Annotated in this window: 13 protein-coding genes and 1 pseudogene; 2 read left to right on the forward strand and 12 right to left on the reverse strand. The window is 71.7% G+C overall.

The window, feature by feature from the left end; translation table 11 throughout:
• Positions 1 to 122: pseudogene (locus VIW71_RS26690) on the forward strand (IS110 family transposase); the annotation flags it as partial.
• Between the two features lie 345 nt (positions 123 to 467).
• On the opposite strand, the gene VIW71_RS00430 reads toward VIW71_RS26690, so the two are convergent.
• Positions 468 to 2,414 (reverse strand): YncE family protein, encoded by a 1,947-nt coding sequence (locus tag VIW71_RS00430; RefSeq protein ID WP_331619732.1) that lies wholly within the window; start codon positions 2,412 to 2,414, stop codon positions 468 to 470.
• Between the two features lie 476 nt (positions 2,415 to 2,890).
• On the opposite strand from VIW71_RS00430, the gene VIW71_RS00435 reads away from it, so the two are divergent.
• Entirely contained in the window at positions 2,891 to 3,229 is a 339-nt protein-coding gene (locus VIW71_RS00435) for an ArsR/SmtB family transcription factor (protein WP_331619733.1), read from the forward strand.
• 48 nt (positions 3,230 to 3,277) lie between these two features.
• Here VIW71_RS00435 and VIW71_RS00440 read toward each other — a convergent pair whose 3' ends face one another.
• The 11 genes from VIW71_RS00440 to VIW71_RS00490 all read right to left on the reverse strand — a co-directional run bounded on the left by VIW71_RS00440 (position 3,278) and on the right by VIW71_RS00490 (position 16,519).
• Positions 3,278 to 4,744, reverse strand: coding sequence for an aldehyde dehydrogenase family protein (locus VIW71_RS00440; RefSeq protein WP_331619734.1), 1,467 nt, complete (start codon positions 4,742 to 4,744; stop codon positions 3,278 to 3,280).
• 65 nt (positions 4,745 to 4,809) lie between these two features.
• Entirely contained in the window at positions 4,810 to 5,844 is a 1,035-nt protein-coding gene (locus tag VIW71_RS00445) for an ABC transporter ATP-binding protein (RefSeq protein WP_331619735.1), read from the reverse strand.
• Positions 5,841 to 6,914, reverse strand: coding sequence for an ABC transporter ATP-binding protein (locus VIW71_RS00450; protein ID WP_331619736.1), 1,074 nt, complete (start codon positions 6,912 to 6,914; stop codon positions 5,841 to 5,843). The genes VIW71_RS00445 and VIW71_RS00450 overlap by 4 nt, the downstream gene beginning before the upstream one ends.
• Positions 6,915 to 7,066: 152 nt before the next feature.
• Positions 7,067 to 7,759: a GntR family transcriptional regulator gene (locus tag VIW71_RS00455; RefSeq protein ID WP_331619737.1), complete on the reverse strand. Its 693-nt coding sequence runs from the start codon at positions 7,757 to 7,759 to the stop codon at positions 7,067 to 7,069.
• Positions 7,749 to 8,666, reverse strand: a complete 918-nt coding sequence (locus tag VIW71_RS00460) for an ABC transporter permease (RefSeq protein WP_331619738.1) — start codon at positions 8,664 to 8,666, stop codon at positions 7,749 to 7,751. The genes VIW71_RS00455 and VIW71_RS00460 overlap by 11 nt, the downstream gene beginning before the upstream one ends.
• Positions 8,653 to 9,600 (reverse strand): ABC transporter permease, encoded by a 948-nt coding sequence (locus VIW71_RS00465; RefSeq protein WP_331619739.1) that lies wholly within the window; start codon positions 9,598 to 9,600, stop codon positions 8,653 to 8,655. The genes VIW71_RS00460 and VIW71_RS00465 overlap by 14 nt, the downstream gene beginning before the upstream one ends.
• A 36-nt stretch (positions 9,601 to 9,636) precedes the next feature.
• On the reverse strand, positions 9,637 to 10,923 hold the full coding sequence (locus VIW71_RS00470; RefSeq protein ID WP_331619741.1) for an NAD(P)/FAD-dependent oxidoreductase: 1,287 nt from the start codon (positions 10,921 to 10,923) through the stop codon (positions 9,637 to 9,639).
• On the reverse strand, positions 10,920 to 11,588 hold the full coding sequence (locus VIW71_RS00475) for a haloacid dehalogenase type II (RefSeq protein WP_331619742.1): 669 nt from the start codon (positions 11,586 to 11,588) through the stop codon (positions 10,920 to 10,922). Before VIW71_RS00475 ends, VIW71_RS00470 begins: the two co-directional genes overlap by 4 nt.
• Positions 11,589 to 11,616: 28 nt before the next feature.
• A complete protein-coding gene (locus tag VIW71_RS00480) occupies positions 11,617 to 13,152 on the reverse strand; it encodes an ABC transporter substrate-binding protein (RefSeq protein ID WP_331619743.1) in 1,536 nt (511 codons plus the stop codon).
• A 516-nt stretch (positions 13,153 to 13,668) separates the two neighbouring features.
• On the reverse strand, positions 13,669 to 14,904 hold the full coding sequence (locus VIW71_RS00485) for a cation diffusion facilitator family transporter (RefSeq protein ID WP_331619744.1): 1,236 nt from the start codon (positions 14,902 to 14,904) through the stop codon (positions 13,669 to 13,671).
• Positions 14,905 to 15,034: 130 nt separating this feature from the next.
• Entirely contained in the window at positions 15,035 to 16,519 is a 1,485-nt protein-coding gene (locus VIW71_RS00490) for an NAD-dependent succinate-semialdehyde dehydrogenase (protein WP_414720614.1), read from the reverse strand.
• Positions 16,520 to 16,959: the final 440 nt, after the last annotated feature.

Consider the following 16,959-nt stretch of genomic DNA (forward strand, 5'->3'; position numbering starts at 1 on the left):
CCACCGAAGGCATGTCCAAGAAAGACATCCTGCGCTGCCTCAAACGCTTCATCGCCCGCGAGGTCTACAAGCACCTCACCAGCCCATCAACCACACCGAAAACGCTCCTCCAGACCGCTTGACGATCTATAGGAGCTTCACGCCGCTTGGTGGTGTCGGTCTTGGACGTCGTCTTTCCCTTCTTGTGGTGACGGTGTTTGGCGGGGATCACGTGAGTGAGGTTCATGACCTTTCCTCTCGCAGGAACATCTGAGGTTGATACGTATCGGCGCGGTTGATGGATGACTTGCCGGGGAGTTCGGGGCGTCTCCGCACCACATACGGCCGCTCCGCTGCGGAGACCGCTCGCCCGCACCCCGGCGTGGCCCGTTCACGCGGCCGGGGCCCCCGCGAAGGGGCCCCGGCCGCGTGAAGCCGGACGACCATGGCCTCGGCCACGGCCCGCCCGCTGATCCGGACGAACCCGCCTAGTTGGAGAAGTACAGGTACTTCCAGGGTCCGTACGTCGTCGTGTTCACGTTGTCGCCGGACGACCCGCTGACGTACAGCGACCGCATCCGTGCCTTGATCCCGGACTGCCCCGGCGCCTCCAGGCGTACCACCGACTTCCCGGCCGTGCTCAGCGGGAAGTACTGCGAGGCGGCGGAGCGCCACGCTCCGCCCGAGTAGACCTGCAGGTCGACGCGCTGATGACGGCCCGTGTAGTAGGTCATGGTCGTCGTGTACACCGGTTCGGTGGACTTGTGGAACCAGTAGTACGCCGTCGAGCCGATCGTGCCCGTCCTGTAGTACCCGGAGAGGGCGTTGGAGACAGCGACCCTGGCGTACACCGTGGACTTCACCGACGTGGGCGCGGTGCGGGCGTCCCCCTTGAAGACCGCGGTGACGGTCGTGTTCCGCCATGTGCGCACCGTCACGGAGATGTCGCCGCGGGCGTTGACCGTCCCGGTCTTCAGCAGCGTGTTGGGCTTGTCGAGGCCGAAGGGGTTCACCCACATCTCGACCGTGCGGTTCTTGTACGTCGAGCCGAGGTGCGCGGTGAAGGAGACGTAGGTGCCGTAGTTGTAGACCTTGCCGTTGTTGTTCAGGGTCAGCGCCGGCGCCGTACGGGAGACCTCGACCTTGTCGGACGCGCTGACCGCCGTGTGCCCGGCGTCGCCCGCGTAGGCGACCCGGTAGGTGACCGTGCCGCCGGCCGGCGGGGTGTCGGTGAAGGAGTACGAGCCGTCCGCCTTCACGGGGGCGGCGGCCAGCGCCTTGCCGCCGGGGCTCTCCAGGTCGATGCGGGTGACCTGCAGCGAGACGCCGCTCGGCAGCGGCACCGTCGCCGACAGCTTCCCCGTCACGGTGAGCGGCTTGCCGCGGGTGGCGGTCGACGGGGCGTTCACCGTCAGGCTGGGGACGTTCAGCGTCGGGTCGGTGAACGTCTTGAGGGCGTAGGCGCCGTCCGTCCCCACCAGAGCGAAGATCCGTGAGGAGTCCGGGGCCCACGTCAGTGCGCCCGGGCTGGACGCGTCGATGGCGTAGGTACGGATCGGCTGGGTGGCGTCGGGCCGGTAGACCGCCACCTTGGTACCGGTGATCTGGGCGACCAGTCCGTTCGCGGCGATGTCGGCGCGCTGCCCGGAGGGATAGCTGCCGGCGGCGGTGAACTTCCCGTCCGCGTAGACATCCCGCTGCGCACCGTTGACCAGCACCTGCGAGGCGCCGGGCACCAGGTCGATGTCCCCGATGCCGTTGTTCAGCGTGTAGTCGCCGTGGTGCCAGGCGACAAGCTGCGGCGTGGCGCCGGAGACGTCGACGACGGCCATCGAGTCAGTGGACAGGCCGGTCTCGCCGACGGCCAGCAGGCCGGGCGCGGACGGGTCGGTGTCCAGGAGTGCCGGGCCCCAGACCCCCGGATACGGCTGCGGGAACTGCCCGAGTGTCACCGCGTCGGCCCCGCTCGCCGGGTCCACCGCCGGGTCGACCGAGCCCAGGTCGCCGTCCCACTGGTCGCCGTACGAGAACCAGACCTTGCCGCCGGCGAAGGCGACGTAGCGCGGACCGGTGTCGGTGGCGACGCTGTAGCGGGCCTTGACGTCGAGGGTGGCCGCGTCCAGGGCCACGATCTCGTGGCTGCCCGCCGCGGCCGCGTACAGGGTGGCGCCGTCGTCGGACAGCGCCAGACCGGAGACCCCGCTGACGCCGCTCACCGAGTCGACCAGGGCGCCGGTGTAGTCGGCGGCCAGGATCTTCCCGGCCGAACGGTCGCCGACGAAGACCCGGTGCAGGGCACCGTCCGCGACGATGCCGCCGGGCGAGGCGACGGCGACGGAGGCGGCCGAGGCGGATCCGGCCGCGGCGACGCTTAACGCCGCCGAGCTGACGAGGACCGCGAGCGCTGTCGCGGTCGAGATGCTGCGCGTGCGCACAGTGGTGTGTACCCCCCACAGGAAGCCCGGTGGATGACCGGGAGTCGAGAACGCCGCGCAACGCCCGGACATGACCGCCTGCGTGCGGTGACGCGCGGGGCGCGGCTACTGCCGAGCAGGGTATGGCATGACAGTGACAGATGAGGAGCGAGTTTCCGGTGCGGAGACCCGCGGGGTCACGCCGCGGACCGGTGACTGGACGATCCCGGCGAGACCGCCTCGTACGACGCGGAACGTGCGGTCGGCCGCGTCGTGGGTGATCGGGTACGGGGTAGCGCCGCCCCGCGCTGTGGCGACGGCCGGCCTCGTACCGACGACGGCCGGCCGGTGGCTCCCCCTGGCCCGGCCCCCTGCCGCCCGCCCGGCACGCGCGGATACGCGTGGGCGCGGGCGTATCGGGTCCGCGGGACACCCTCGCCCACGCCGGGCGACCGCACGCGCATACGATGGGGGGCATGTCGGCGAGCAACAGACCCATGGCTGCAGGCGCTTTGCAGACGCACCCCAGCGGTGCCGCGCAGTTCGCCGCGGCGGCCGGCGTTTTCGCGCTGCTCTCCGACCCGACCAGGCTGCACCTGGTGTGGACGCTCGCGCGGGGTGAGGCCGACGTCAACACCCTCACCGACGCCAGTGGGGCTGCCCGGCCCGCGGTCAGCCAGCACCTGGCCAAGCTCCGCCTCGCCGGTCTGGTCGAGGTCCGCAAGGACGGCCGCCGCTCCATCTACGCGCTCCGGGACGGTCACCTGCGGCGCCTGGTCATCGAGGCGATCAACCACGCCGACCACATGGTGACCGGGACCCCGCCGCACGACTGACCCCGCGGCGCCCGCGGGAGGCAGGCGCTACGGGCGCGCCCGCGCCCCTCACGCCCCCCGCCGCACCGCCACGATCTTCGGTTCGGTCATCGCCTCGACCGCGTACCGCACACCCTCCCGCCCCACGCCCGACCGCTTGGGTCCGCCGAACGGCATCGCGTCGATCCGGAAGTCGCTGCTGTCGTTGACCATGACCGCGCCGACCCGCAGCCGGTCGGCGATGTCCAGGGCCGCCTCCAGGCCGGCGGTGAAGACGCCGGCCTGGAGGCCGTAGCGGGTCTCGTTGACGCGGGCGACGGCGTCGTCCACCGTGTCGAACGGCTCGATCACCAGCACCGGTCCGAAGACCTCCTCCGTCATGACGAGGGCGTCCGCGGGCACCCCGGTGAGCACCGTCGGCCAGTAGAAGGCGCCCTGCCTGCGGTCTCCGGTGCGCACCTCGGCGCCGGCGTCGTGCGCCTGGCGCACCCACCCCTCGACCCGGCGCGCCTCGCGCTCGTTGATCAGCGGACCGATGTCGGTGCGCGGATCGGCTTTGCCGCCGACCCGCAGCGCCTCGGTCATCGCCACCACGTCCTGGGTGAACCGGGCGGCGATCCGGGCGTCGACGAAGACCCGCTGCACCGAGAGGCAGTTCTGCCCGGCCACGCCGAACGCGCCGTCCACCACCGCGCGCGCCGCGGCCTCGCGGTCCGCGTCGTCCAGGACCAGCACGGCGTTGTTGCCGCCCAGCTCCATCAGGGTCTTCTTGGCACCGGCCGCGCGGGCCACCTCGTCGCCGGTCCGGTGGCCGCCGGTGAAGGAGACCAGGTCGACCAGGGGGTGCCCGACCAGTGCGCGGCCCGCCCCGCTGCCGGTTCCGGGAACGACCGCGAGGCGTCCGGCGGGCACCCCGGAGTCCAGCAGGATCTGGGCGAACGCCAGGGCGGTCAGCGGTGTGGCCTCGGCGGGTTTGAGGACGACGCCGTTGCCGCCCGCCAGGGCGGGGCCGACCTTGTGCGCGACCAGGTTGAGCGGATCGTTGAACGGGGTGATGGCGGCGACCACCCCGACGGGTTCCCGCGTGTACCAGCCCAGCCGACCGGCGCCGCGCGGCGTGTCGGCGAAGGGCAGGGTCTCGCCGGTGAGGTGGGCGGTCTGCTGGGCCGACAGCCGCAGCGTCTCGGCCGCGCGGGACACCTCACGGTCCGCCTCGCGTACGGTCTTGCAGCCTTCCCGGGAGATCAGTTCGGTCAGTGCCGCGCGGCGCCGCAGCACCAGCCGGGCCGCGGCGTCCAGCGCCTCGCGCCGCTGCCAGGCCGGCCACTCCTCAGTGGCCACGGCGGCGGCCACGCCGGTCACGGCCCGGTCCACCTCGGCCGGACTGGCGTCCGCCACCCGGCCGACCAGGCTGCCGTCCTCCGGGTCGTACACGGACATGGCGGACCCGCCGTCGACCCACCGGCCGGACCACAGGCCCCCGGCCGGCGGCTGCCAGGTCAGCGGTGCGGCGGCCTCGGTCTCGACTGTGGTCATCGGCTTGCTCCTTCGGGTCGGACGGCCGCCCACGGCCTGGTGGGACGGCTGCTTGCGGCAGGGCCTCAGGTGTACGGGTAGTGGCACGCGGCCAGGTGTCCGGGCGTACCGGGGACGAGCATCGGCTCCTCGGTACGGCACCGGTCGCGGGCCTGCGGGCAGCGGGGGTGCAGCCGGCACCCGGCCGGCGGATGCACCGGGCTGGGCGGTTCGCCGCGCAGCGCGCTGTACGGGGTGCGCGGGCCGGGCTCCTCCGTGGCCGGAAGGCGCTCGTCCGCCATCGAGGCGGCGAGCAGCGCCCGGGTGTACGGATGCGCGGGGCTCTCGAACAGCTCGTCCCGGGTGGCGACCTCGACGATCTCGCCGAGGTACATCACGGCCACCCGGTCGCAGACGTGGCGTACCACACGGAGGTCGTGCGAGATCATCAGCAGCGTGAGGTCCAGCTCGTCCTTGAGCTCCATCAGCAGGTTGAGGATCTGGGCGCGCACCGAGGCGTCGAGAGCGGAGGTGGGCTCGTCACAGATCAGCAGCCGCGGGCGCAGCAGCAGGGCACGGGCCACCACGATGCGCTGGAGCTGACCGCCGGAGCACTCCCGCGGGCGGCGGCCGAGGAACGACTCGTCGAGCCCGACATGGCCCAGCACCTCCACGATGCGCCGGTGCCGCTCCTCCCGGGTGCCCAGACCGTGCTGGGCCAGCGGCGCGTCGAGGCTCGTGCCCAGCCGCATCCGCGGGTCGAGGGCGGCGAACGGGTCCTGGAAGACGAGCTGCATGGACCGGCGCAGCTCCTTGCGTTGGCTGCCCCTGGCCCGGGCGACGTCGGTGCCGTCGAACAGCACGCGCCCGGAGTCGACCGGGGTCAGCCCGAGCATGGCCCGGGCCAGGGTGCTCTTCCCGCAGCCCGACTCGCCGACCAGCCCGAGCACTTCGCCGGGTGCGATGGTGAAGGTGACGCCGTCGACCGAGTGGACCCGCTGCCTGGACCCGGAGAGCCGGCCGGGCAGCGGGAAGTGCTTGACCACGTCGTCCACGACGACGAGGGGCTGCCGCGCCCGGGCGGCCGGGTCGGCGGGGGGCGCCGCTTGGGGCATGGTCATGCGGTCACCGCCTGGGCGCGGGCTTCGGTGCCGGGCGGGGTGGCCCAGCAGCGGCAGCGGTGTTCGCCGCCGCAGGTGTGCAGTGGCGGCTCGGCGTCCGAACAGGCGCCGGCGATGCCCAGGTCCTGGGCGATCGAGCAACGCGGCTGGAACCGGCACCCGCGGCTGAGCCCGCGCGACTGGGCGGCGCTCCCCGGTATGGAGAACAGCCTGCCCTTCTCGGACTTCAGCAGGGAGGCCCGCAGCAGGGCCCGGGTGTAGGGGTGTTCGGGGGAGTCGAAGACGTCACGCGTCGCGCCCTCCTCCACGACGCGCCCCGCGTACATGACGGCCACGCGGTCGGCGATCGAGGTGACGATGCCGAGGTCGTGCGTGATGAGCAGCACGGCCATGCCGGACTCGCGCTGTTTGCGGCGGAGCAGTTGCAGGATCTGGGCCTGGACGGTGGCGTCGAGGGCGGTGGTCGGCTCGTCGGCGATGAGCAGCGCGGGGTCGCCGGCCAGCGCCGCCGCGATCATGACACGCTGTGCCATGCCGCCCGAGAGCTGGTGCGCGTACGCGGTCGCCCGGCGCTCGGGTTCGGGGATGCCGACGTCGCGCAGGAGTTCCACGACCCGGGCGTTCGCCTCCCGGCGGTTCAGCCCGCGGTGCAGCCGCAGCGGCTCGGCGACCTGGCTGCGTACCGTCGAGGTGGGGTCGAGCATCGTCTTGGGCTGCTGGAAGAGCATCGCCATCCGGTGCCCGCGCATGCGGTTCATCCGTTTCGGCGGGAGCTGGGCCAGGTCCTCGTCGCCGAGGGTGATCCGGCCGCCGGTGATCCGGGCGCCGGTCGGGAGCAGGCCCATGACGCTGGAGGCGGTCATGGTCTTCCCGGACCCCGACTCCCCGACCAGCGCGACGATCTCGCCGCGCCGCACGGACAGATCGAGGCCGTCGACGACGGTGGTGGTGTTGGTGGTGGTGGTGGCGCCGGAGTCGGAGAACTCCACCCGCAGGCCACGGACGTCGAGAACGGTGTCGGAGGTACGGCTGCCGCTGTCGGGTGGCGGGAGTCGGCGGTGTGTGCGCATATCCGGGTTCCTTTTGTCGAGGAGGTGTCGAGGAAGAGGAAACGGCGCGGCTCGGGGCAGGGGGGGCCGGCCCCGCACGGGTGCTCGGCCCGTACGGGTGCTCAGCCCGTGGAACTGATCAGCCGGTACGGCTGACCAGCCCGTACGTCCGGTCAGCTCTGTGCGGCCCGCAGGCGGTCCCGCAGGGTCACGACGGCATCCGCGAAATGCCTTTCGAGGGTGGCCAGCGCCGCGTCCACGTCGTTCCCAGCGACCAGCCGCGTCAGCTCGTGGTGCTCGTGCACGAGATCGCGCCGGGCCGGGTCGACGTCCGCCATCAGGTTCAGGCACAGCCGGGTCTCGGAGATCACCGTGCCGAACATGCGGTTGAGGCGGGGGCTGCCGGCCGCCTCGATCACCAGGGAGTGGAAGCGCACGTCGAGATCGCCGACCGTCGGCCAGTCGCCGCGCTCCGCGGCGCGGGCGATCTCGTCCACCGTCGCGTCCAGTAAGCCCACCAGCTCCGGGGACGCGGTCGAGGAGATGACACGGCGGAAGGCGGCGGCCTCCAGCGCTTCCCGGGCGAAGTAGATGTCGACGATGTCCTCCTCGCCGAGCAGCGGGACGAAGACCCCACGGTGCGGCTGGCTCAGCAGCAGTCCTTCGTGCACGAGACGGGCCAGGGTCTCGCGTATCGGGCCGCGGCTGACGCCCAGCGACGCGGCGAGTTCCACCTCGTTGAGCTGGTGTCCTGGCGGGTACTTTCCCCTGAGGAGGTCGTCGCGGATCAGTTCGGTCACCTGCGAGGTGAGCGTCTTGCGACGCACCGGGGTGAGCGACGCATTCGCCGCCGTGTCATCCGACATCGCTGCTCTTCTTCCGTTTGAGTTCCATGCCGTGGCCGATCAGGGTGACACTGAGGGCGGTCAGGAAGACCGCGGCGCCGGGCACGAGCACCAGCAGCGGGACGCGTTCCATGTACGGCTGGGCGTCCAGCAGCATCGCCCCCCAGTCGGAGTCGGGGGGCTGCACACCCAGCCCCAGGTAGGACAGCCCTCCCACGGTGATCAGTTTGTGCCCGAACCGCAGGAAGCTCAGCGACAGGACGGGACGCGCCGCGTTCGGGATGACGTGCCGGAAGACGATGAAGCTCCGGGAGCAGCCCAGCGCCTCGGCGGCCTCCACGTACTCCCGGCGGTTGATCTCCAGGGCCAGACCCCGCATCAGGCGGGCGAACGGGGTCCAGCCGACGATCGTCAGCGCGGCGATCAGCATGCCGTAGCCGGTGCCGAAGGCCGCGATCAGGAAGAGCGCGACGATCACGTCGGGGATCGAGATCAGCAGGTCGGTGGTGCGCATGACGATCTCGTCCACGATCCCGCCGCGCCGGGCGCTGACCGCTCCGACGACCGTACCGACGACCACGCACAGCACCAGCGTGATCGCGGCGATGGACACCGAGAACCGGCCGCCGTACATCAGCCTGCTGAGCACGTCCCGCCCCAGCTGGTCGGTGCCGAGCCAGTGCTCCGCGCCGGGTCCGGCCAGCCGATGGGTCAGGTCCTGCTGGGCCGGGTCGTAGGGGGCGATCCACGGGGTGAGCGCCAGGGTGGCCAGTACCAGGGCCAGGACGACGGCGCCGGCGGTCAGCGACCAGTGCCGGCCACGGGCGGCGCGCAGGCCGGCTGCCGTCCAACGGGCGATGTCCTGGGCCCTGGTGCGGAACCTGCCGCGGAGGGCCGGACTGTTCGGGACAGGGCTAGACAGAGCCATCGCGCACCCTCACGGCTGGGTTGATCACGGCGTACAGGAAGTCGGTGGCGGTGGTGATGACGACCGCCAGCGCGACGATGCTGAGGATCCCGCCCTGGATCAGGGGCACGTCGTGGTTGACCACCGCGCCGTAGATCAGTCGGCCCATACCGGGGATGGCGAAGATGACCTCCACGATCACGGAACCGCCGAGCAGGCCCGCGAACCACAGCGAGAACAGCGTCATCACCGGCAGCAGGGCGTTGCGCAGCCCGTGCCGCAGCAGGGTCTGGGACTGGCTCAGGCCCCGGCTGCGGGCGGCCGTGATGTACGGCGCCGCCAGCACGTCGGTCATCGCGGCCCTGGTGACCTGCGTGAAGTACGCCATCGGGCGCAGTGCCAGGGTGAGCACGGGCAGCACGAGGGAGGCCGGATCGCGCCAGCCCGCGGAGGGCAGCCAGCCGAGGTAGCGGGAGAAGACCAGGACCAGCACCGGGGCCAGCCAGTATTCGGGGATGGCGACGAAGCTCTGCGTCACCAGCGTCACCCCGTTGTCGAGCCGCTTTCCGGGCCGGGTCGCGGCGAGCGCGCCCAGCGGGAGAGCGGCCACGAACGCCAGCCCGATGGCGAGGACGGCGAGCGTCGCCGACACCCCCAGCGCGCCGCCCAGCAACTGGTCGACCGGCGTGCGGCTGGTGAAGGACAACCCGAAGTCGCCCCGCACCGCCCGGCCGAGCCAGCTCAGGTACTGCATGATGATCGGCCGGTCGAGCCCGAGGTCGGAGCGCAGGGCCGCGATCGACGCGGGATCGACGGCCTGGTCGGAGACCCTGGAGCGGAGGATCGTCCGCGCGGGGTCGCCGTCACCGGCGTACGGGATGGCGAAGGTGGCGGCCGACGCCGCGAGCAGCGTGATCAGCAGTACCACAAGCCGCCGCAGGGCGAACCTGACCATCTTTCACTCCGTCCTTTCGGGCTCGTCGGCGGCGGGCTACTTGATGACGTCCAGCGCCCGGTAGTAGGCGCCGGCGAACGGCAGGAACCACGGCGGCCCGAAGTGGCCGGGCACGCGCGGGAACTTCAGGCCCCGCCAGGGGTTCGCCGAGGGTCTGCCGTCCAGCACCTCGGCCATCTGGCGGCCCATGTGGGTGGCCATCTGCACGCCGTGGCCCGAGTAGCCCACGGAGTAGAACAGTCCGTCCTGCTCACCGGCATGGACCATCTGGTCCATGCTGATGTCGACCAGACCGCCCCAGCAGTAGTCGATGCGCACCCCGTCGAGCTGCGGGAAGACCGAGAGCATGCCCTTGCGCAGGATGCGCCCGCTCTTGACGTCGGACTCGGGGCTGGACATCGCGAAGCGGGCACGCCCGCCGAAGAGCAGCCGGTTGTCCGGGGTGATGCGGAAGTAGTACAGGATGTTCTTGCTGTCGGAGGCCATCCGGCGGGTGGGCATCAGTTCGTCGACGACCTCCTGCCGCAGCGGCTCGGTCACCAGGATGAAGCTGCCGACCGGGACGATCCGGTTGCGCAGCCAGCGGAACGGGGCCTGGGTGTGGCCGCTGGTGGCGACCAGTACCTTGTCGGCGCGCACGGTGCCGACCGGTGTGGTCAGGTCGTGCCTGGTGCCGCTGATCCGGCGGACCCTGGTCACCGGGGCCTTCTCGTGGATCCGCACGCCGAGGGCTTCGGCGGCGTCCGCCAGGCCCCGGACGAACTTGCCCACGTGCAGGCCGGCGCCCTGCGGGTCGGCCATGCCCCCGTAGTAGTGGTCGGACCCGATCTCGGTCCGCATGTCCTTCCTGGGGATCAGCTGGGTCTCGTAGCCGATCAGTTCGGCGAGCGCCTCGTGGGTGCGCGCGAGGCGCTCGTAGTGGGCGGGCTTGGCGGCCAGGTTGAGCTTCCCGGTCCGCGAGAAGTCGCAGTCGATGGACTCCTCGCTGACCAGCTTCTCGACGGTGTCGATCGCCTCGTTGTAGGAGAGGTAGAGCGCCTTGGCGGTCGGGATGCCGTAACGGGCGACGGCGGTGAGGAATCCGATGGCCAGCCCGGTGGTGCACATCCCGCCGTTGCGCCCGGAGGCGCCCCAGCCGACGGTCTCCTGCTCCAGTACGGTGACCTGCGCGCCTTTACGGGCCAGGTGCAGCGCCGCCGACAGGCCGGTCAGGCCCGCGCCGACGATCGCCACGTCCGTCCGTCCGTCGATGTCCACCGCGGTGCGGTCGCGGCCGGCCGGGGCGGTGTCCAGCCAGTACGGTACGGGCTTCACGGCGCTCACAGCCCGAGCAGCGCGGGCAGCTCGGTCAGGGCCTTGACCTCGTGGTAGCCGTAGTACGGCACGCTGGGCTCGTACCCCCGGTTGACGTAGACCTTGTTGGTGATCCGCAGGTCGTGCGCGGGGATGAGGTCGTAGCGCAGGCTGGACGAGACGTGCAGGATCTCGCCGGGGCCGCAGCCCAACTGGTCGAGCATGTACTCGAAGGCCTGGAAGCGCGGCTTGTACGCCTGCGCCTGCTCGGCGGTGTAGACGGCGTGGAAGGGGGCGCCCAGCTTCTCGACGTTGCCGCCGATCTGGTTGTCGGCGGCGTTGGAGAGGATGACCAGCGGGAAGCTCTCGGCAAGGGTGCGCAGCGCGTCCGGCACGTCGGGGTGCGGGCCCCAGGTGGGAACCGCGGCGACGATCGCCTCGCCGTCGGAGTCGCGGTACTCGACCTTCCACAGGGCGCAGGCGCGGGTCAGGGCGCTCTTGACGACGTCCGGGTAGTACTGGTAGGCGCCGAGCACCTGGTCGATCCGGAACGCCTCGAAGTCGTCCAGGAAGTCCTCCATCCGGTCGGCTTCGACGCGGTCCGCGAACAGCTCCCGGGTCAGCGCGGACATCCCGAACGCGGTGAGGGTGCCGTAGCAGTCGAAGGTGATGTACTTGGGCTGGAAGTCGATCACGACGAACTCCTTGTGTGTGTACGGGTGTTCACTTGGTGGCGAGGGACAGGTCGGCGGTGAGGGTGTAGTAGGGGTGGAGGCGGAAGCCCGAGACTTGGCCGGCGAGGGCGGCGGACTCCGTCTCGTGGACGAGGAAGACGTCCACCGCGCGGGACTGGAGTGTGGCGGCGACCTCGGCGTACACCGCGTTGCGGGTCTTGGTGTCGGTGGTCGAGGCCGCCTTCTTGAGGGCGGCGTCGATCTTCGGGTCGCAGAAGTGTGCGAGGTTGTAGCTGCCCTGGCAGGTGTAGTCGGCGGTCAGGAAGCCGAGCGGGTCGGGCATGGTGCTGAGGTAGTTGCGGGACAGCAGCGCGGCCTGGAAGTCGCCGGACAGCAGGTCGGGCTCCACCGAGGCGTAGTCCGCGGTCCGGATCGTCACGCGCACGCCGATCGCCTTGAGCTGGGCCTGGATGACGGCGGCGAGGTCGGAGAAGCTGGACCCCTCGTTGTACGCGATCAACTGGATCTTGACGGAGGACGGTGCGACGCCCGCCGTGGCCAGCAGCGTCTTGGCCTTGGCCGGGTCCGCGGCGACCGGCTCGGCGCCTTCGGGCGTCCAGGGCTCGCCGGGACCGAACGGACCGACCGCCGGCCGGCCCGCTCCCGCGTAGACCGCCTCGGTGATCGCCTTGGGGTCGATCGCGGCCTGGATCGCCTGCCGCACGAGCTCGTTGTCGAATGGCGCCTTCTTGTTGTTGAGGACCAGCTCGATGGTGCGCGGTAGTTGGGCCGTGTCGACCTTGATGTCGCCGCTGCCCTTGAGGTCCTGGATGCTCGTCACGGCGAGCTTCCTGGATATCTGGGCCTCGCCGGTCTGCACCTGGGTGGCCCGCTTGGCGGCGTCGGCGATGAAGCGCACCTCGGCGGAGCCGAGCTTCACCGGGCCGCCCCAGTAGGACGCGTTGCGCTTGAGGGTGACCGCCTGCTGCGGGATCTCCTTGGTGACCTGGAACGGGCCGGTGCAGGTGCCCTTCGGATCGGTGGACGACCCGGTGTACGCCTTCGGCGCCAGAATCCCGGTGTTGGGGGCGGCCAGCCGCTGGGGCAGCAGACTGTCCGGGGTCTTGGTGGTGATCCGGACCGTCGAGCCGTCGACCGCGGCGACGTCCTTGATGGTCTCGGGTGAGAAGACCGACGCCGGGGTCTTCACGCCGAGGGCGTGTTTCAACGCGCCGACCACGGCTTGCGCGTCGAGCGGGGTGCCGTCCTGGAACGTCACGCCCGACCGGAGCTTGATGTCCCAGGCGGTCCAGGCGGTCTCCTTCCAGGACACGGCCAGCATCGGCTTGAGCGCCCCGCTGGTCTCGTACTTCACCAGCGTTTCCAGACAGCCGGCCTTGGAGAGCACGAAGGCGTCGTCGGTCTCCAGCGCCCAGTTGGCGGCCGGCGCGAACGGTTCGTCCACCACGATGGTCTGGTCCCCGGTGGCGCCGCTGCCGCCGTCGGTGGTTCCGCCGCCCATGCCGCAGGCCGCGAGGGTCAAGGTCGATGCCGTCAGTACAGACGCGTAGCGCAGTTTTCTCATGAGTCTCACTCATCCGATGGGGCCTACGGGCTACGGGGACGTCCCGGCCGTTCGGGCACTGTGGCGCTTGATTGAAGAAGGTATGAGGCGGCGTATGCGCCTGTCGACACGTTGTTGACAATGTTTTGTAAACAAATCATTGCCTGCACAGTCAGTTGTTCATGAAGGTATGAGCTGCCGAAACGCGTGGGGGCCGGCGAGCGAGGGCATGACAAAGCGCTCCAGGACCGGCGTGTTGTGGCCGTCGAGCCGAAGTGTCCATCAGCGGCCTCCGGCCGCGGAGCGCGCCGGTGTCGAAAGGGAGAGCGCGTGCAGATCGTGAGGAACGAGCGATCGAGCACGGCCGACCTCCCCCGGACTTCGTCCGGAGGGACCTCCGGACACCGGGTCGAAGCGCCCGGAGGCGAGAGGGCGGCAAAAAGGCCGCGCGGGACGGCTGGTCAGGCGGCCCGGCCGGGTGGGGCCGGGCCGCCAGTCGGACTCGCCCCCGAGCGGGGGGACGCGGGCCGGCCGGACTCAGGCCGTGTGGGCCGCGAGGCTCCGGTGGGGATCGTCCATGTCCGGTCCGAGCACCGGGTCGGTGTGCACCAGGGCCGCGGTCAGCCGGGGCACCGCGTGGATGAGGGCGTGCTCGACCTCCACCGCCACGTCGTGGGCTCCCCGCAGATTGAGCTCGCCGTCCACCTCCACGGTGACCTCCGCGCGCAGCCGGTGACCGATCCAGCGCATGCGCACCTCGGTGACGGACCGCACGCCGGGCACCTCGCGCACGGCCGCCTCACCGGTGTCGATCAGGGCCGGGTCGACGGAGTCCATCAGCCGGCGGAAGACCTCACGCGCGGCGTCCTTGAGGACCAGCACGATCGCTGCGGTGATGGCCAGACCCACGATCGGGTCGGCCAGTTGCCAGCCGATCGCCGCGCCGCCCGCGCCGATCAGCACGGCGAGTGACGTGTATCCGTCGGTACGGGCGTGCAGGCCGTCGGCGACCAGCGCGGCGGAACCGATCTTGCGTCCGACCCGGATACGGAAGCGGGCCACCCATTCGTTCCCGATGAAACCGATGACCGCCGCCACCGCGACCACACCCGCGTGGGTCATGTCGCGCGGGTTCAGCAGCCGGTCGACGGCCTCGTACGCCGCCAGGGCCGCGGAGGCGGCGATGGTGAGCACGATGGCGATGCCGGCCAGGTCCTCGGCCCGGCCGTAGCCGTAGGTGAACCGGCGGTTCGCCGCGCGGCGGCCGAGGACGAAGGCCACTCCCAGGGGCAGCGCGGTCAGCGCGTCGGCGGCGTTGTGGATCGTGTCGCCCAGCAGCGCGACGGAGCCCGACCATACGACTACCACGGCCTGGAAGACGGCGGTCGTGCCCAGGATGGCGAGGGAGATCCACAGCGCGCGCATGCCCTCGGCCGACGACTCCATGGCGGAGTCGACCTTGTCCGCCGCCTCGTGCGAGTGGGGCTTCACGACGTGGGCGATCCGGTGCTTCCAGCGGACGAGGGCGCTTCCACCGTGCGGGTGGTCGTGGCCGTGCCCGTGATCGTGGCCGTGATCGTGGCCGTGGCCGTCATGGTCGCTGTGGCCGTGGTGGCCGTCGTGCCCGTGGTCCTGGTGGTCCCTGGTGCCGTGGTCCTGGTGGTGGCCGTCGCCGTGGTCGTGGGTGCCGTGGTCGTGGGTGCCGTGGTCGTGCCCGTGGTCGTGGGTCTGCGCCGGGGCCGGCGGGTGAGGGTGCTCATGGGGGGCGTTCACAGGTGGCTCGCTTTCAGGAGTGTGACCGCTGGGCGGGGGCGCGGAGGCGCTCACTTCTATTATGTGCATACACGCGCACCAATGCACGTGTGGGATCGTCCAAACCCGGAGTGGTGGTGCCCGCGCCGCGTCACGCCGGCATGGCGACGTACGTGTACTCCAGGAACTCCTCGATCCCGGCCCTGCCGCCCTCGCGGCCGAGCCCCGACTGCTTGACGCCGCCGAAGGGGGCGGCGGGGCTGGACACCAGGCCGGTGTTCAGCCCGACCATGCCCACCTCCAGCCGCTCGCTGACCCGCAGCGCCCGGTCGAGCCCCCGGGTGAAGACGTAGCCGACCAGGCCCCACGGGGTGTCGTTGGCGGCGCGGACCACCTCGTCCTCGTCGTCGAAGGCGAGGATCGCCGCGACCGGCCCGAAGATCTCGGTCTCCATCAGGCGGCTGCCGGGGTCCACGCCGGTCAGCACGGTCGGCGGGTAGAAGCGGCCGGGGCCTTCCGGCACGGTGCCTCCGGTGAGGACCCGCGCGCCCCGGCCCACGGCGTCGGCGACCAGTTCCTCGACCTTGGCGCGCCCGGCAGCGTCGATCAGCGGCCCGACGTCGACACCGGGCGTGGTCCCCGGGCCGACCACCAGCGCCGCCATCCGCTCGGCGAGCCGCCGCGCGAACTCGTCCGCCAGGGAGCGGTGCACGAAGATGCGGTTGGCGGCGGTGCACGCCTCGCCCATGTTGCGCATCTTGGCCGTCATCGCACCGTCCACGGCCGCGTCCAGGTCGGCGTCCTCGAAGACGATGAAGGGGGCGTTGCCGCCGAGCTCCATCGACGTGCGCATCACCGTGTCGGCGCACTGGGCGAGCAGGGTCCGGCCCACCTCGGTCGATCCGGTGAACGAGAGTTTGCGCACCCGGCCGCCGCGCAGCAGCGGTTCCACCACCTCGCCGGCCCGGGAGGTCGTCACGACGTTGAGCACGCCGGGAGGCAGCCCCGCCTCTTCCAGGATCGCCGCCAGCGCGAGGGCGGAGAGCGGGGTCTGCGGGGCGGGCTTGAACACCATCGTGCAGCCCGCCGCGATCGCGGGGCCGATCTTGCGGGTACCCATGGCCAGCGGGAAGTTCCACGGCGTGATCAGCAGGCAGGGACCGACCGGGCGGCGCATCAGCAGCATCCGGTTGCGGCCGTCGGGCAGCGTGCCGTAGCCGCCGTCGACGCGGACCGCCTCCTCGGAGAACCAGCGGAAGAACTCGGCCGCGTACGCCACCTCTCCCCGGGCCTCGGCCAGCGGCTTGCCCATCTCGGCGGTCATCAGCGCCGCGAGGTCGTCGGTACGCGCGAGGATGATCTCGTACGCCCGGCGCAGGATCTCACTGCGCGCCCGGGGCGCCGTCCGCGCCCACTCCTCCTGCGCCGCGACGGCGGCCTCCTCCGCGAGCCGCCCCTCCGGCGCGCCCGCGTCCGCGACCCGGCACAGCACCTCCCCGGTCGCCGGATCGTCCACCGCCATCGTGGCCCCGTCGGCCGCGTCCAGCCACGTCCCGCCGACGAGGAGTTGCTTGGGCACGGCGGCCACGATGTGCTCGCGCGCGGCGGTCACGGCTGCGGGCGGAGTCGTACTCACGGGATACCTCCTGGCTGATCGAGGGAATGACGGGTTTGCTGGTCCGGCGCCCACCGCGCCGAGCGGCCGCCCGCACGACGCCGGTCCCGGCGGGCGGTTCGCCGGCGGAACCGACGGGCACGGACGGGCCGACCTGCGCGAGACCGCCGGGACGAACAGGCGGACGCGGGCGAACCGCCGTCCGGGCGGACGGACAGCCGCCGGTGCGGACCGACGGACGTACGCGAGACGGCCGAGCCCGGCGGACGGATGTCCGCGGAACCGACGGGCCCGGGCGGGCGGAGTCGGCGAGACCGCCCGGTACCGAAGGCGGACGTACGCGAGAACGGCGACCCCGCGGAACCGAGGACCCGGGCGGGCGGCCCGCGCACCGTCCGGTCTGCGCCGCGCGGGCGGCTGCGTTACGCCTGGGTGCCGGCCCGCACCGCCGCGGTCCAGGC

Source organism: Streptomyces sp., assembly GCF_036524955.1.
Lineage (GTDB): Bacteria > Actinomycetota > Actinomycetes > Streptomycetales > Streptomycetaceae > Actinacidiphila.

Bases quoted from the DNA above. Each gene is read 5' to 3' on its own strand.
- VIW71_RS00435 (WP_331619733.1), top strand. From the start codon at position 2,891: ATGGCTGCAGGCGCTTTGCAGACGCACCCCAGCGGTGCCGCGCAGTTC.
- VIW71_RS00440 (WP_331619734.1), bottom strand. From the start codon at position 4,744: ATGACCACAGTCGAGACCGAGGCCGCCGCACCGCTGACCTGGCAGCCG.
- VIW71_RS00445 (WP_331619735.1), bottom strand. From the start codon at position 5,844: ATGACCATGCCCCAAGCGGCGCCCCCCGCCGACCCGGCCGCCCGGGCG.
- VIW71_RS00450 (WP_331619736.1), bottom strand. From the start codon at position 6,914: ATGCGCACACACCGCCGACTCCCGCCACCCGACAGCGGCAGCCGTACC.
- VIW71_RS00455 (WP_331619737.1), bottom strand. From the start codon at position 7,759: ATGTCGGATGACACGGCGGCGAATGCGTCGCTCACCCCGGTGCGTCGC.
- VIW71_RS00460 (WP_331619738.1), bottom strand. From the start codon at position 8,666: ATGGCTCTGTCTAGCCCTGTCCCGAACAGTCCGGCCCTCCGCGGCAGG.
- VIW71_RS00465 (WP_331619739.1), bottom strand. From the start codon at position 9,600: ATGGTCAGGTTCGCCCTGCGGCGGCTTGTGGTACTGCTGATCACGCTG.
- VIW71_RS00480 (WP_331619743.1), bottom strand. From the start codon at position 13,152: ATGAGAAAACTGCGCTACGCGTCTGTACTGACGGCATCGACCTTGACC.